General features: G+C 37.3%; 15 protein-coding genes. 7 read left to right on the forward strand and 8 right to left on the reverse strand.

Annotated elements, in window-relative coordinates; all coding sequences use genetic code 11:
- Window positions 1-22 precede the first annotated feature (22 nt).
- Window positions 23-190: an LptM family lipoprotein gene (locus CCS77_RS10515; RefSeq protein ID WP_012001408.1), complete on the reverse strand. Its 168-nt coding sequence runs from the start codon at window positions 188-190 to the stop codon at window positions 23-25.
- A gap of 30 nt (window positions 191-220) precedes the next feature.
- Here CCS77_RS10515 and CCS77_RS07215 point away from each other — a divergent pair, with 30 nt between their 5' ends.
- Genes CCS77_RS07215 through CCS77_RS07230 form a run of 4 tightly spaced genes read left to right on the forward strand, consistent with a single transcriptional unit; the run spans window position 221 to window position 6084 of the window.
- Entirely contained in the window at window positions 221-673 is a 453-nt protein-coding gene (locus tag CCS77_RS07215) for a hypothetical protein (RefSeq protein WP_107917310.1), read from the forward strand.
- Window positions 667-2484, forward strand: coding sequence for an excinuclease ABC subunit UvrC (uvrC, locus tag CCS77_RS07220; protein WP_107916996.1), 1818 nt, complete (start codon window positions 667-669; stop codon window positions 2482-2484). The genes CCS77_RS07215 and uvrC overlap by 7 nt, the downstream gene beginning before the upstream one ends.
- Window positions 2481-3215 (forward strand): hypothetical protein, encoded by a 735-nt coding sequence (locus CCS77_RS07225; RefSeq protein WP_103611362.1) that lies wholly within the window; start codon window positions 2481-2483, stop codon window positions 3213-3215. The genes uvrC and CCS77_RS07225 overlap by 4 nt, the downstream gene beginning before the upstream one ends.
- A complete protein-coding gene (locus tag CCS77_RS07230; protein WP_107916997.1) occupies window positions 3205-6084 on the forward strand; it encodes a histidine kinase in 2880 nt (959 codons plus the stop codon). The genes CCS77_RS07225 and CCS77_RS07230 overlap by 11 nt, the downstream gene beginning before the upstream one ends.
- 281 nt (window positions 6085-6365) lie before the next feature.
- Here CCS77_RS07230 and CCS77_RS07235 read toward each other — a convergent pair whose 3' ends face one another.
- The 6 genes from CCS77_RS07235 to mscL all read right to left on the reverse strand — a co-directional run bounded on the left by CCS77_RS07235 (window position 6366) and on the right by mscL (window position 11715).
- On the reverse strand, window positions 6366-7163 hold the full coding sequence (locus tag CCS77_RS07235; protein WP_107916998.1) for a phosphatidylserine decarboxylase: 798 nt from the start codon (window positions 7161-7163) through the stop codon (window positions 6366-6368).
- 1 nt (window position 7164) lies between these two features.
- A complete protein-coding gene (locus CCS77_RS07240; protein ID WP_107916999.1) occupies window positions 7165-8277 on the reverse strand; it encodes a metallophosphoesterase in 1113 nt (370 codons plus the stop codon).
- Between the two features lie 220 nt (window positions 8278-8497).
- Complete coding sequence (locus CCS77_RS07245; RefSeq protein ID WP_103607957.1) at window positions 8498-9868, reverse strand: multiheme c-type cytochrome; 1371 nt, start codon at window positions 9866-9868, stop codon at window positions 8498-8500.
- A gap of 9 nt (window positions 9869-9877) precedes the next feature.
- Window positions 9878-10450, reverse strand: coding sequence for a cytochrome c3 family protein (locus tag CCS77_RS07250; protein ID WP_107917000.1), 573 nt, complete (start codon window positions 10448-10450; stop codon window positions 9878-9880).
- Between the two features lie 120 nt (window positions 10451-10570).
- Entirely contained in the window at window positions 10571-11209 is a 639-nt protein-coding gene (locus CCS77_RS07255; RefSeq protein WP_107796617.1) for a Crp/Fnr family transcriptional regulator, read from the reverse strand.
- Between the two features lie 98 nt (window positions 11210-11307).
- The gene (gene mscL / locus CCS77_RS07260) at window positions 11308-11715 is read right to left on the reverse strand and encodes a large-conductance mechanosensitive channel protein MscL (protein ID WP_103558576.1); all 408 of its coding nucleotides are present in this window, start codon (window positions 11713-11715) and stop codon (window positions 11308-11310) included.
- Between the two features lie 147 nt (window positions 11716-11862).
- Between mscL and gltX the strand changes: the two genes are divergently transcribed.
- Genes gltX through CCS77_RS07275 form a run of 3 tightly spaced genes read left to right on the forward strand, consistent with a single transcriptional unit; the run spans window position 11863 to window position 15075 of the window.
- A complete protein-coding gene (gltX, locus tag CCS77_RS07265; RefSeq protein WP_107917001.1) occupies window positions 11863-13158 on the forward strand; it encodes a glutamate--tRNA ligase in 1296 nt (431 codons plus the stop codon).
- Between the two features lie 8 nt (window positions 13159-13166).
- The gene (locus CCS77_RS07270; protein WP_021089641.1) at window positions 13167-13460 is read left to right on the forward strand and encodes a YggT family protein; all 294 of its coding nucleotides are present in this window, start codon (window positions 13167-13169) and stop codon (window positions 13458-13460) included.
- On the forward strand, window positions 13438-15075 hold the full coding sequence (locus CCS77_RS07275; protein WP_107917002.1) for a lytic transglycosylase domain-containing protein: 1638 nt from the start codon (window positions 13438-13440) through the stop codon (window positions 15073-15075). The genes CCS77_RS07270 and CCS77_RS07275 overlap by 23 nt, the downstream gene beginning before the upstream one ends.
- Here the strand turns inward: CCS77_RS07275 and CCS77_RS07280 are convergent.
- Window positions 14996-15475, reverse strand: coding sequence for a hypothetical protein (locus tag CCS77_RS07280; RefSeq protein ID WP_035145228.1), 480 nt, complete (start codon window positions 15473-15475; stop codon window positions 14996-14998). The two genes, CCS77_RS07275 and CCS77_RS07280, sit on opposite strands and share 80 nt — an antisense overlap.
- Window positions 15476-15493 lie beyond the last annotated feature (18 nt).

The following is a 15493-nucleotide window of genomic DNA, read 5'->3' on the forward strand; positions in this document are numbered from 1 at the left end:
TTATCTTACGCCAAATTTAAGATCAAATTTTATTGATCTTGTCAGTTTTTTTCTCTTTTACAGGTGCATCGCCATAAAATGGATCGTCCTTGTAGCCGCAGCCACTAAGTGCAAAAAGAGCGAAAATTAAAATAAAAGATGATAAGATTGCCTTATGAAAGACGCCAAATTTATGATAGATGCTATCCACGAAAATCCTTTATATAAAGAAAAATTAAGCATGGCAGACGAGTGCCGAGAGCTTCTGCGCCTCATGGGTAAAGCAAAGCGATTTTACATAGCTTTTTGCTACGTTAGAGAAGGCATTTTAACCTTCGTTCTCACTCATCCCTCAGGGCTTTTGGAGCTTAGACGTGATAGTAGTATAAATGATATAAAAGGGTTATTAAAAACCTTTTGCAAATTTAATAAAAATAGCATTTTTGCAAGCGTCATCGAGCCAAAACCTCTTAGCGAGATCAACTATATAAAAAATAAAAAAGAAGAAAATATAAGATTTATCGTGAGCAAATATCTAAAATTTTTCACGCCTCAACCTACGCAAAGGTCAAATTTCATCATGCCAGCCAGCAAGGGCGAGTTTAAAAATTTAGCCACAAATGAGCAAATTTATAAGAAATTTGAAGAGCTAAGAGAAATTTTGCTAAAGAAAAATGAGCAGGCAAGATGCTAATAGACGAGATAAGAACGCTTCCAAACGAGCCTGGCGTATATCAATATTTTGACGCTCAAAACAGACTTTTATATGTCGGCAAGGCCAAAATTTTAAAAAACAGGGTCAAAAGCTACTTTAAATTTACCCCAAGCTTAGCCCCAGCTGAAAAGCTAAGCCCAAGAATTTCAAAGATGATAAGCGAGGCCGTGCATCTTGAATACATCGTCACACCAAGCGAAGCAGACGCGCTCATACTTGAAAATTCATTTATCAAACAGCTTAAGCCAAAATACAATATCTTGCTTCGTGACGACAAGACCTACCCTTATATCTTTATAAATTTAAATGACGAATTTCCTAGATTTGAGATCACTAGAAAGGTGGTAAAAGGCTCAAATATACGTTACTTTGGGCCATATTTTAGTGGAGCAGGAGAGCTACTTGAGGCGCTTTATCTAAATTTCAACCTAGTTCAGAAAAAGTCCTGCATCAAAGGCAAAAAAGCCTGCCTTTTTCACCAGCTAAAACGTTGCTACGCCCCATGTGAGGGCAAAATTTCAAAAGAGAGCTACGCCAAAATAGTTGCTGATGCCACAGCCGCTTTGCAAAATCCAAATTTATTAATCGCTCGCCTTGAAGAGCTCATGCTAAACTACGCCAAGGCTGAAGACTACGAGCAAGCAGCCGCGACTAGAGATAAGATGCAAACGCTTAAAAATATGCAAACAAAGGTCGAGGTCGATCTTGCTAAGCTTGAGGACTTTGAGGCCTACTCGGTCGCTTGTGTGCATGATATGATCTGCGCAGTGAGATTTAGCGTGCAAAGTGGCAAGATAACAGGCGTAAAAACCGATATCACGCAGGCTAAAAACGCTCAAAAAGATGAGATAAACGAGGCTTATAAGCAGGCCATTTTAAAAAGCTTTATCGCTGGTCAGCCAATAATCAGCACCAAAATTTACGTCCATGAAAACTTTGAAGATAGCGAGCTTGTTGAAGAAATTTTAAACGAGAGATTTGGGCGTAAATTTAGCATCACTTGCCCAAAAATAGGCGATAAGCGTAAAATTTGCGAGATCGCAACCAAAAACGCCGAAGTTAGCATCGAAAAATACCTAAAAACACACGATAACGAGCTACTAAACGAGATAAAAGAGTATTTTAATCTAGCTCACACGCCTTACGTGGTCGAAGCCTACGACAACTCGCACCTTTTTGGCGAGGCAAGTGTCGGGGCGATGGTGCGCTATGAGCATGGAGAGTGGGCGAAGCAAAACTACCGCCACATGCATCTAAGCTCTAAAAACGACTACGATCAGATGAGAGAGAGCCTCACTGCTAGAGCGCTTAGGTTTGACAAGCTTAGTCCGCCTGATCTTTGGGTTATTGACGGGGGCGAAGCACTTTTAAATTTAGCCTGCGAGATTTTAGCAAGTAGCGGGGCAAACGTCGATGTGATCGCTATCTCAAAAGAAAAAATAGACGCCAAAGCTCACCGCGCAAAGGGCGAGGCGAAAGATAAAATTTATACAAAAAATGGCAGCTTTAGCCTAAGTACGAGCGATAAAAAGCTGCAGTTTTTCCAAAAGATGCGTGATGAGAGCCATAGATTTGTCATCAGTTTTCACAGAAAAACAAGGCAGAAAAACGATATGCAAAGATCAGTGCTAAGACAAGCTGGCGTTTCTGAGGGCAGTATCGCGAAATTAATCAGCTTTTACGGAAGTTTTGATAAAATCAGCGAAGCAAATTTAGACGAAGTGGCAAAAATAACAAACAAAAGCGTAGCAGCAAAGCTTTTAACGCTCAAAGAAGGAAATTTGAAGTGATAATATACGACAAAAACGGTCAAATTTTAGCGATGGGAGATATCTCTCTTGGTCTGCTTGAATTTAAAGATATAAGGGAGTTTTTAAGCGAACATAAAGACATTGACGAGCTAGTTTTAGACTACAAAGAGTCTGGAGTTTTTATAGATTATCTAGCTAAAAGACCAAATTTAAGAGTAAATTTAAAGACCAAAAACGGCAAAATTTTAAATGCTACGCTTAAATTTTCAAAGATCAGCTCAGTAAAAAATGAAGAGTATTTTGAGCTTTTAATCCTCGATCAAACAGAAATTTACAGCCAAAACCAGCAAGCTGCGATGAAAGCAAAGACAAAGCTTCGCTTGCCAAATTTAAAGGTCGATGAAAAAGAGCTTTTGGATAAAGAAGAAGAGATCTTAAACGAGAGCTGGTTTAGCGAGACAGCTAGCTTTTTAAATTTAAGCAAAAGCGAGTTTGCGACCTATCTTGGTATATTTTTAAGCAAAGCCAAAGACAAGATGATCTTTATCCAAAGTGCGGTGCAAGCGCGAGATACTAAATTTTTAGAAGAGAGCATAAGGATATTAAAAGAGCCAGCGCTAAATTTAAAGATCACTCCGCTTGTGGCAAATTTCGATGCGCTACTTACCAGACCAAACAAGATTAAAAAAATCGCTCAGATAAATGAAAGACTAAGCGAAATAAGCACACTTTGCAATAAATTTTCAAAAAGGCTTGGCAATGAGGGTTAGTAAATTTTTAGTTCTTTTGCCGATATTTTTGGCAGCTTTCGCTTGCTTTTATAGTGGCGCGCTCTACTTTGATAAATTTAGGATCTCTTATGGCATAAATAGCGAGGTAAAAAGAGAAAGTTTGATAAGAAAAACCTTAGATGCGATCGTTTCAGAAAGAATTGCTTACGAAAGATATAGTCAAACTAGGTCACCTCAAGATGAAGCGGCTTTAAGAGAGGCAAATGCTGCTAAGAATTTGTTTGTAAAAAGTTTATCAAACACTCTTTCTAACACACCAGATGATAAAAGGATAAGAGATAGGCTAAATGAAGTTTTAAAAAACGCAAATGCAAGTTGGGAGAGCTCTAATCTCTCGTTTCTTAGCTTTGTTGAGTTAGCAAATTCTGCTGTTGAAAGTGGGCAAATTTTATTTAGAGATGTTGCTTTAGACATTGATATCAAGCGTCATATACTCTCTTTACTTAGAACCTATGAGCTGCTTCAAAACGTAAATACCACAAAAGAGCACATCTTGGCCGTGCTTATGGGTAAAGAAAAAATTACCGAAAGTTCGCTAAAACAATCTCTAGATAGCCTTAAATACAACGATATAAATGCAAATTTACTCCCAAATGGCGACATAAAAGACAACATAATAAGAGATATAGATAGGCTTGATAATATAGAGATCTCTCAGGGCTATGACGAGATCCGCCTTAAGCTAAAGCTAAAAAATGAGCTAACACGTGATGAAATTTTACAGATATATACCTTTGAAAGCAATAGAGCCAAGCTCTTTAGCAAGATAGCAAATGTCTTAAGTGACGAGCTAAAGAGACTAAATGATAACTTTAGAGTAAAGGTGCTTAGTCTAACATTTTTGATGTTTTTTCTATCGCTTTGGCTATTTTACGCTGGCTATAAAACATATATCTGGCTAAAAGCTCTAGAAAATTTAAACAAAAAAATGAGGCTTGTAAGAGATGAGGTTTTAAAAAGAGGCGATAGAAATCCACAAAATTTAATAGAAAATTTCATCGCGCTATATAAAGAGCTACTTCAAAAATATGAGCAAGAAAGAAGCTTTGCAGCGATAAAAGATAGGCTGCTAGTTAGGCTAAATAAGAAATTTTACCTCTCAAAAGAGCAAATTTTAAGCTCGGTTGCTACGCTAAAAAAAGATGAAAACGTGGTAAAAAATGAGCTTGTTTTTGAAAATTTAGAAAAAAATAGCCAGATAATCGCGATAAATTACAGCAATATAAAAGGCTTGCTTGATAGTAGAAATGGCGAAGTTGGACTAAATTTAAAGCCATTTAACCCGCAAATTTTGTTTTCAAACATACTTGAAGCGCAGATACCTTTCACGCAAGAGAAAAAGCTAAATTTCTTAACCTATCTTGACGCAAACATTAGCGACGAGCTAGAGGGAGATAGCGAGAAGATAAGCGTTGTATTTGGTTCTATCATGCAAGCTATCGTGACAAAATGCGATAAATTTGCCAACTTGATAGTGGAGATAAAAAATGTCAGCGACGCCCTTAGCCAAAGTGGTCTTTTGCTCATCGAAACAAAGATAAGGACAAATCAAATTTTCATAAATGAAGAGCAGATAAAGGCTTTAAGCGCAGAAGATGAAAGCGAGATAAACGATGAAGAGAGCGAGTTTTATCTCAGACTTGCTAGCTTTTATCTAGGGCTTTTTAACTCAAACCTTGATATAAGCACGCTTGGCGGAGCTGGCAATGAGTTTAAATTTATCCTTAGCCTAAAAAAGGTGCAAAAACTGCAAAATTTCAGCCTAAATCACGAGCTAAGGATCGCATATCTGCCTGATATAAATGCAAAATACAATGAATTTTTCGCAGCTACTTTAGAAGATATGGGGCTTAGGTTTCAAAATATTATCTCAAACAACCAAGCACTAGCGAAAAACTATGACATCGTCTTTGCAAGGCAGAGTGCTAGTAAAAATATAAATATAAAAAATGCGGTCTTGCTAAAAGATCCGCTCACGCCACTTAGCGTTGCGCGGCTTGTCTATATGGAGAAGAACAAGGGCGAGAGCTTGACTGAAGAGAAAGTGCTCTTTTTACTATGCGATAAAAATCCGCTTAGTCTTGAGATGTTTTCGCGCGCTTTTAGCTTCTTAGACTGCGAAGTCATAGGCGTTAGCAGCCATAAAGAGCTTAAGCAAGCACTACTTTTAAATAGGTTTAACGCGGTTTTTATCGATGCTTCATTTTTTGAAAATGGCGTGGCAAATTTCGTAAAAGAGATAAGATCGCTACAAGAAGAGAAGATAAATTTAGTCGCTGTGGTCTCAAACACCTCAAATATCCCTGAAAGAGAGCTGCTACCTGCTTTTGACGAGAAGATTAGAAAGCCTTTTAGCAAAGATGATCTAAATCAAATTTTGCCTAAATTTATCAAAAACTATAAGCCAAGCAAGGAAAATAGATACTTTAGCAAAAATGAAAATATAGTGATTTACAAGAGCACGAAGCTTGAAAATAAGATATTTGCTGGTGCTCTTGGTGAGTTTCAAAACACGCTTGAGGTCGCAAATAGCTTTAGCGAGCTTTTGATAAAGATAAAGACAAAACCTTGCTCGCTAGCGCTTGTGGATGAAACGGCGGAGGGCTTTGATATAAAAGAGCTTTTAGCTACGATATCTGAGCTTAGAGCTGGGCTAAAGCTGGATGCTAGAGTGCTTCTTTTTAGCAACAACTTAGAGCTTAAAAATCAAAAAGAGTATATAAAAATCCTATCTCCAAGTGTGAGCAAGATAGAGCTTACAAACTTCGTAAAATCAGAGCTTGGCGAGATAAATTCGACCCAAAATGAACTAAAGAATAACTTTAAGTTTATAAAATTTAAGGTTTGAGTTTTTGCTTAGCCTATAAATTTAAACTAAATTTATAGGCTTGTATCTTTAGTAAATTTATGTGAGATAAAATTTAAATTTTTGCTGGGAAATTTGCCGCTTTGATTTAAAGTAGCTTGCGTTTTAGCAAAGCGATTTTAATCAAATTCTGGCTAAGGATTTGCAGGTTTTTGAATTTATTTAAGCTGCCAGTAGATCAAATTTATTATCAAAACAACATAGGTAAAAATAGAAATTTAACTAGCCTGTAAATTTTGCATCAGGCTAGCTTTGGACCAAATTTACTCTTTTATCCTACCGATCGCTTCAGCAAATTTTAGCTCTTTGTTTTCAAAGAGGTTGTACTCGATCGCATCTTTTTCACTAAGTATGACGATGGTTGAGCCAAGCTCGAAATTTCCAAGACGCTCGCCCTTTTTAATGTGTAAATTTTCATACTCATAAATTTGCGTAAAATTTGCCATCGCATTTGTTTGGATGCGATCATCAAAGCAAAATTTCATCTTACCAACGTTTAGCGCACCCACAAAAACTAGCCAAAGTTTTTTGCCATTTTTCATCTCACAAAGTAGCGCCACACGCTCGTTTTTGGTATAAAGGCTATCGACCTTGCCAAGCCATTTTACCGCCACACTGTAAAGCTTACCTGGGATATAGACCGCTTTTTTTATCGTAATATCGCAAGGTGCATGATAGTGATGATAGTCTTTTGGGCTAAGATAGATATTAGCAAAGTCAAACTCGCCATCAAGCTCGCCCTGCCCCAAAAGCTCCTTTAAGCCATAACTCATGCCTTTTATACTAAAAGCTTCTAGCTCTTTTGTGGTACCAAAGCTAAGGCAGGTACCATCAACAGGACTTATAAATATCTCATCTGCTGCATCAAATTCTCTTGGCTTCAAGAGCTCTCTGGTAAAAAGTTCGTTTAAATTTTTATACTCATTTGCTGGCTTAAACTCGCTCATATCGATCTTAAATAGCTTTACATAAAAGGAGTTGATAAGCTCTTGAAGCGGCTTGAAAAAGTTTATTTTTGCTACCTTGCCAAAAATTTGAGAAAAGAGATTGTCCTTGTTCATTTTAGTCCTTGCTTAAATTTAAAATAGCGATCTCACTAGGAGCAAATATCCTAACCGGAGGTCCCCAAAATCCTGCACCGCTACTAACATAAGCTTGCATTTTATCATTAATCTTATAAAGCCCATGTAAAAAACCTTGATCCAGCAAGACTAGGATACTAAAAGGGAAAATTTGCCCAGCGTGCGTGTGACCGCAAAGCACTAGATCAACATCTTTTTGCATAGTTTTTATAAATTTTGGCTGATGAGAGAGTAGAATGGTCGGTAGATATGGATCACATCCTGCTAGCGCTTCGTCTAAATTTGGCTCTAAATTTTTAAACCTTATGCCAGCTAGATCATAGACCCCAGCTAAATTTATGCCAGCTATTTTTTCATTTTTATTGCCAAGCACCCTAATGCCTAGAGCGCGAATTTTTTCTAGTATCTCATCAACTCCGTGATAGTATTCGTGATTGCCAGGGACATAAAAGGTGCCGTAGGTGCTTTTAAGATTTTTTAATGGATCCAAAAAATCCCCTATAAGCTCAGCTCTCATATCAACCAAGTCGCCAACTATCACCACCAGGTCTGGTCTAGCTAAATTTATCTCTTTCACAAGCTCAGCCACGAAGTCCTTTTGCAAAAACTCACCAATATGCACATCGGTTATCATGGCTATTTTTAGATCACTTTGTAAATTTTTTATTTTTATACTAATCTGTCTGATCTTTGGCGGAGTAAGTGCGTTAAAAATTCCTTTCAAAAAGCAAGCAACTACAAAAATGACAAATGTCACATCAAAGCAAAATTTAATAAATTTTCGTCTTGTGGGATTAAAATGAGCTTTTAAACAAATGGATCTAACAATATCATAAAACAAACTAACACCAAATAGAAATAGAGAAAAACCAATGAGCGTTCCTGCTATCAGATAGAGCTCTATATTTAAAAAAGAAAATCTTAATTGAAGAACAAATACAAACTCAAGCACACTAATAATATAGAAAAATATGCGAATTTTTTTAAGATGCGGTGTAAAAAACGATACCTTTTTTATAAAACGTTTGTATGAGTATAAATTTGTAAGAACACTAAAGGTAAGTGCCCCGATAATAATCCGAAAAAGTCCCAAAATATCTCCTTGAAAACAAAGATTATATTTTATATTTTTAAATTTACATTATAAATTTTATTAATTATTTAGAATAATTTGCAGTGCTAAGCTGTATGATTTTATAATTTAAATTTACAGAAATGGTTGTTAAAAAATGTTTGTTTTAGGATAATAGCTAAAAGATAAAATTTTGGAATTTAAAAATAAAAAGGTGGGAAAATTCCCACCTTAAAAAGAATTACTGGACTTTGCCAGACTCAATTCTTTCTTTATAGATTTTGCGAAGTTTTCTAATGTCGTTCTTAACTTCGAATACACCATGCCAGTGTGAGTAGTCAGGGCCACCCATTAGAGCGCCTTGTCTCATACGACGACCTTCATGGTGCCACATATGATAGTAGACATCTTGGAATTCATCTGACCAAGCATCTTCTAGTAGTAGGTTTTTAGCTTTCAACTCTTCAAGCATCTTAGTTGCTTCAGCGCTATAAACGTTATAAAGCTCTACTTGTTTATCACCCATAATGAAGAAGTTATCTGTGTGAGTTGGTGTATGGCAAGCTTTACAAACTAGTTTCATCTCAGCACGTGCTTTTTCAGGATCGCCACTTGGGTGACCTGCTAGAGGTGTTCCTATGTTTAGTTTGCCAGTTTTTTCGTAAATAGTAGCAGCTTGTTCATCACCAGCTGTTCTTAGCTTACTGCTTATGCCCCATAGGTTCCATTTTAGTCTTCTTGAAACGTTGTGAGTTGTTGTTGTTTCACCAACACCACTCATGTGGCAAGCTGCACAAGTTGGAGCTCTAAAGTCTGGTACATCCCATGTATCAGGAGCAGCATCAAAGTTCCATTTGTGAGCTTCGCTGTTATAGATATGTCCGTGCATTGAGTTGTTAAAGATCTCAATATCTGGGTGATCAGGTCCAAGGTGGCAAGATGCACAAGCAGCTGGTTTTCTAGCTTCAGCTATGCTAAATGTGTGTGCGCTGTGACATGATTTACAGTTACCTACGCCACCATCTGGATAAACATTGCCTATACCATAGTTTGGCCAAGTCTCTTTAGTAGGTTTGTGATTAGCATCAAGTTTAATAACTGTACCGTGGCATTGAGTACAACCAGTGGCATCTGGAGCCATTTTAAAGTCAGGATGATCTGCTCCCTCATAGTGATACATTAGTTTCACCATTGCAGGATTAGCATACATTTGCATAGCAGCTCTTGCGTGACCGCTCTTTACTAGTTCATCGACTTCGTTTTCGTGGCACTTAGCACAAGTTTTTGGGCTAACTAGCATTGAAACATGGTTGTTAGAATCTTTTGGATGCACCTTAACTGAAGCCATAGGATTATCTGCATTTACAGAGTGGCAATCCATACAACTTACGCCAACGTGAGCGTGGCGACTATTTTTCCAATCGGCAACTATGCCGGGTGTCTTTTCAGCGTGGCACTCAACACAGCTTTTTGATAAGTCTGACATTTTGTGAGCAACTTTAATGTTTTTTACAACATTAAGGTTTAAAGCGTCAGATTTATTTGCATCCATGTTTGCGGCAAAGCCAAAAGACATTAGACAGGCTAATAACATTAGCGACTTTTTAAACATCTCTCCTCCTTACTTGGTTTTATTGTTTTCTTGTTTTTTAATTGCTTCAAATTTATCGATTTGTAGTCCTAAATTCTTGTGACCAACGTGCTCGTGGCAATCAACACATGATTTTTTATTAGGATTTCCAAAAACGAAATAATCTCTATGTGGCAAGAATGATTTACCAGCTTGAATAACATTTTTTAAATTTGAGTGGCAAGTCAAACATCCACTATCATAGACAAAGTGAGATGCATGCTCGCGTTTTTTACGCCAGTCGATCTTGTCTGTATCTGTAAAAAATGTCTTATAGCCATCATTTATCGATACTTTAAGTTTTGTAAGTACATAGGTATAGGCACTTGTATGATTTAGGTGACAGGCTGAACATTCAGCTTTTATGCCAAGCTTGTTATTGCCGCCGTGCGCATCTTCATGATATGCAGCATTCATAGGATCCATCGTGTGGCAAATAGTACAGATGTAGCCGCTACCAGTCGCGTGAAGTGCATCAGCAATACCCATAGACGCAATAAGTCCGATCACAATGCCGATAACAACAGATGACCAAACAAAAAATTTCTTCTTAACTTCAGCCAAAATTTCCTCCTGAATTTATCAATATATCGTAAATTTTTACGAAAATTTTAGGTGAATGTTATCCAAAAAAATATAAATTTTTTCTTTAAGTAAATGAAAATATTTATTTGATATTAACTTTCAATAAGAATAAATTTCTTGTAGGCCACCTACATCTTTTTCCAAAATTTGGTTCTTCTCATCAAGTTTAACCAAACCATTTGTTTTAAATTTATTTAAAATCCTCGAAAAAGTTTCTGGAGTCATATTGAGTATTGATGAAATTTTTGTATGCTTTAGCTCATTAAATAGATCTTCGTGATTTAAAATAAATCTAGCCACCTTCTCTTCGGAGCTTAGTATTAGTTCTTGGTGGAGTAAATTTGTAGTTATTCTTATCTTTTGAGCCATTGATTTTAGAAATTTCATGCAAATTTCTGGCTTTGTTAAAAATTGTGCTTCAAATTTTTCATAATTTATCTTTAAAACCTCGCCAGAGATAGTAAAAATGGCGCTCGCTGGATAAGGGATATTTTCAAAATTTACGACTTCAGCTACAAAATTCATAGGTGCAAGCTGGTGGATAAAAATTTCCTTGCCATTTGCCGTAGTTTTATAAAGCTTAACTGAGCCAGTTATCAAAAACGTAAGCCACTTTGGCTCCTCGCCTTCTATAAATAAAAACTCGCCTTTTTTATATTTTTTAACAACACTGATTGCTTCAAGTTTAGCTAGGTCCTCTGCGTCAAGGCCTTGGAAAAATGGGATCTGTTCTATCATATTTTACTCGCTTTTAAGATAAAAAAGCATTTTAGCATAAAAAATAGGACAAAATTTAACGGATTTCAAAGGGAGCTTTCTCCCTTTGATTAAAGAAATTATTTTTTAAGAAGATCTCTGATCTCAGTTAGAAGTGCTATATCAGCTGGAGTTTCAGGCTCTGCAGGAGCTGCCTCTTCTTCTTTTGGTAGTTTATTTTTAAGTGTATTTAAAGCTTTGATGACGCAAAAGATACAAAAAGCAATGATTAAGAAATCAACCATTGTTTGTATAAATGAACCATAGTTTATCGTAACAGCTGGCGCACCCTCTGCTGCTTCTTTTAGTGTTAGCTTAAGATCAGTGAAATTTACACCGCCTGTTACAACACCAACAACTGGCATGATAATATCACCAACCAGTGATGAGACAATCTTTCCAAATGCTCCACCGATAACAACACCAACTGCCATATCTATGACATTTCCACGCATTGCAAATTCTTTAAATTCGCTTATAAAACTCATTGCTTTCTCCTATAAATAGTTAAATTTTCGTGCGGATTTTATAAAAACTATGCTTTGCTTAGCCTAAAAATTTAAAATTACATAACTTTAAATTTATCAAGCTAGTGTTATAATCCAAACTTCAAATTTAACGTAAGGAATGAGCTTATGTATCGTTTTGCACCCTCTCCGACAGGAGATATGCACATAGGAAATTTACGTGCTGCTATTTTCAACTATATTTGTTCTTTGCAAGATAAAAGTGGCTTTATTTTACGCATAGAAGATACCGACAAAGAGCGAAATATCGAGGGAAAAGAGAAAGATATCTTAGAAATTTTAAGCAAATTTGGCATAAAACCAGAGCAAATTTACATCCAAAGTGAAAATTTAAAATTCCACAGACAGCTTGCATCAAAGCTTCTCATCGATAAAAAGGCCTTTGCCTGCTTTTGCACCGAAGAAGAGCTTGAGGCAAAAAAACAAAAAGCAAAAGAGCAAGGCGTGGCATATAGATATGACGGCACATGCGAGAGGCTAAGCGACGCTGAAGTTTTAAACTGCGAGAAACCATTTGTTATCCGCATGAAAAAACCAACACGCACGATGAGCTTTACAGACGCGATAAAAGGCGAGCTAAGCTTCGAGCCAGACGCAGTTGATAGCTTTGTCATCATGAGAGCGGACAAGACGCCAACATATAACTTCGCATGCGCAGTAGATGATATGCTTGAGGGCGTGACCTTTGTCATACGCGGCGAGGATCACGTGAGCAACACACCAAAGCAAGACCTCATACGCGAGGGGCTTGGCTACACCGGCAAGATGAACTATGCGCATTTGCCTATCCTTTTAAATATAGAGGGCAAAAAAATGAGCAAACGCGAGAACGAATCAAGCGTCAAATGGCTCTTTGAGCAGGGATTTTTACCTGAGGCGATCGCAAACTATTTGATACTTCTTGGCAACAAAACTCCAACTGAAATTTTTACGATAGAAGATGCAGTAAAGTGGTTTGATATAACTAAAATTTCACGCTCACCTGCTAGATTTGACGTGAAAAAACTTGAGCAGATAAATAGAGAGCACATCAAGCTTGCTTCAAAAGAGCGCATAAAAGAGATCTTTGGCGTGGATGATAGCAAGGTGGAGCTAGTTAAATTTTACACTCAAGAAAGCTCACTAGTACCTGAGATAAAGGCAAAAGTAGATGCTATATATTCGCCAAAAATAGCTCCAGATGAGTACAAAAACGAATTTGAGATTATAAAAAAAGCAGCTCTAAATTTAAAAACTTGCGAAACATTTGATGAGTTTAAAAAAGAGCTTATGAGCGCTACGAATTTAAAAGGCAAAAACTTTTTCATGCCGCTACGTGCGCTGCTTACAAACGACCTTCACGGCCCTGAGCTTAGCGAGCTCTATCCACTCATCAAAGATGATCTAGGCAAAATTTTAATCTAGGAGCAAAAATGATACTTTCCACTCTATTTTCAGCGATCGCAAACATTTTGCACCTCATCATCACGGTCTATACGTGGATCGTCATTGCAGCGGCTCTCATTAGCTGGGTCAAGCCTGATCCTAGCTCGCCAGTCGTGCAGCTACTTTACAGGCTGACTGATCCTGTTTATAGCTTCATCAGACGCTACATCAAAACAGAATTTAACGGCATCGATTTTGCCCCGCTCATCGTGCTTTTAGCACTTCAACTCATAGATCAATTTTTAATAAGGCTTTTATTTGTTTTTGCTGCGTCACTTTAGTATCCTCTCTTTAGCCTATGTTGCTCTTTTAGCTAAAATTTACACCTACGAGGAGCTAAAAAACGAGCCAAAAAGCCTTGCAAAAGACTACTATATAAACCGCCTTATAAACGAGGGCAGCTACACAAAGGAGCAGATAGCTGAGCTTTCACGCGACGTTTTTAGAAAAAGTGGCTTAGTTCAAAAATCAATCAATAAAATTTTACCTCCCAAAGCAGCCCCTAGCAAGTGCCCTGGCATAAACGCAAGCAACATCACAACTGCTAGCTTGGCTTGCCAAAATTTACTAACAACGATGAGCTTTTCTCTAAAGCTTGATAGCAAAACTCGTGAAATTTTAGCGGCAAATCTTGCAAGCACAAATCCAGAAAAAGCTAGAATTTTACGCACTTTAAACGAGCCAAACCCAGCTCTTAGCTTTGCAAATGCAAACGATACAAAGAGCTTTTTAGAGCTTTTTAACGCTTCAAACCCGCAAAGTAAAAGTGCTCTTTTTAGCGTAAATTTTGAAGCAAATTTTATGAACAAGCTCTACATGCAAAAGGGCTTTACAAATTTATTAAACGATGTAGTCTTTAATAAAAAATATGAAAGCTTTAGAAGAAATTTACTTAGCATAGATCCAGCTGTAACTGAAAAAAGCGACGCATTTACACTTGGGCTAAACGCCATCTTGCTTGGTCAAAATGACGTTGCATTTAGTTTTTTCACAAGAGCTAAAAACACCTTTGATAGGGCTTGGCAAAGAGACAATGCCACATTTTGGCAGTATGAACTAAGCGGCGATGAGAGCTTTTTAAAAGAGCTAAGTGCTAGCAAAGATGCAAATATCTACTCACTTTACGCAAGAGATTTGGTCGGTGGCGAGCCACTTGAGGTGATAGTGCCAAGGCCTAGCAAGCAAAATATTGAAAATTTTGATGTAAGCGATCCGTTTTTATGGAACAAAACCGCAGCTCTTGCAAAAGATATGAACGCCACGCAAGCAAGCGAATTTGCTATGAAATTTTACACAAACGAGAGCATCGGCGCATACGCATACTTTATGCAAAAGGCGCATGGCTGGGAGAAGCAGTACTTTTTGATGCCAAACTCGCCTGAGCTTGAGGGCATCAGCACTGAGCGAAAGTCGATGATCTACGCACTAGCAAGACAAGAGAGCCTCTTTATCCCAAGTGTCGTTTCTACCTCTTACGCCCTTGGCATGATGCAGTTTATGCCATTTCTTGCAAATGCGATTGGCAAAAAAGAGCTAAAAATTCCAAATTTTGATCAAGATGATCTTTTTAAAACAGATGTTGCATTTAAATTTGCAAATCATCACCTAAACTATCTTGATAAATTTCTTTATCATCCGCTCTTTACGGCCTACGCGTATAACGGCGGTATCGGTTTTACCAAAAAAGTCATCACAAGAGATGATATGTTTAAAGAGGGGAAATTTGAGCCGTTTTTATCGATCGAGCTAGTCCCAGTGGCTGAGACTAGAAACTACGGCAAGAAGGTGCTTGCAAACTACGTGATCTATATGGCGCTTAATGGTTCCAGTATAAAGATTTCGCAACTTTTCGAAAATTTAACAAAACCGGCTTTGACTGATAAATTTCGAAACTAAGTGCGAGATCGTCGCTTTGCTTACTTGGTGCGGTCACTTCGTAATAGACCGCCCAAGGCATAGAAAATCCAGCAAATTTAAGCATCTCGTCACTTTCATCAAGCAGCCTTGCATTTGTGGCATTTGAGTCGCCATTTACCTTTATGTTGCTCAAATTTTGCGCATGCTCTTTTGGGTTTATCGCTACTAAAAAGTGCTCTTTACTCTCGTCTAAATTTGAGTTATATATAGGATTTAAATAGGTTGCAATTATAAGCGTTCTATCGGTGCCATCGATGATCTCACTCTTGCTTGTGTAGGCTAAAAGCTCATTTTTTAGTGGCTCATGCACGATCACTTTTTGATCAGCGCAGCCAAATATCATCAAAATAAATATAAAAAATAGTGTAAATTTTCTCATAAAAAACTCTTAAAACAT

This window comes from Campylobacter concisus, assembly GCF_003048375.1.
In the GTDB taxonomy this organism is placed as follows: domain Bacteria; phylum Campylobacterota; class Campylobacteria; order Campylobacterales; family Campylobacteraceae; genus Campylobacter_A; species Campylobacter_A concisus_T.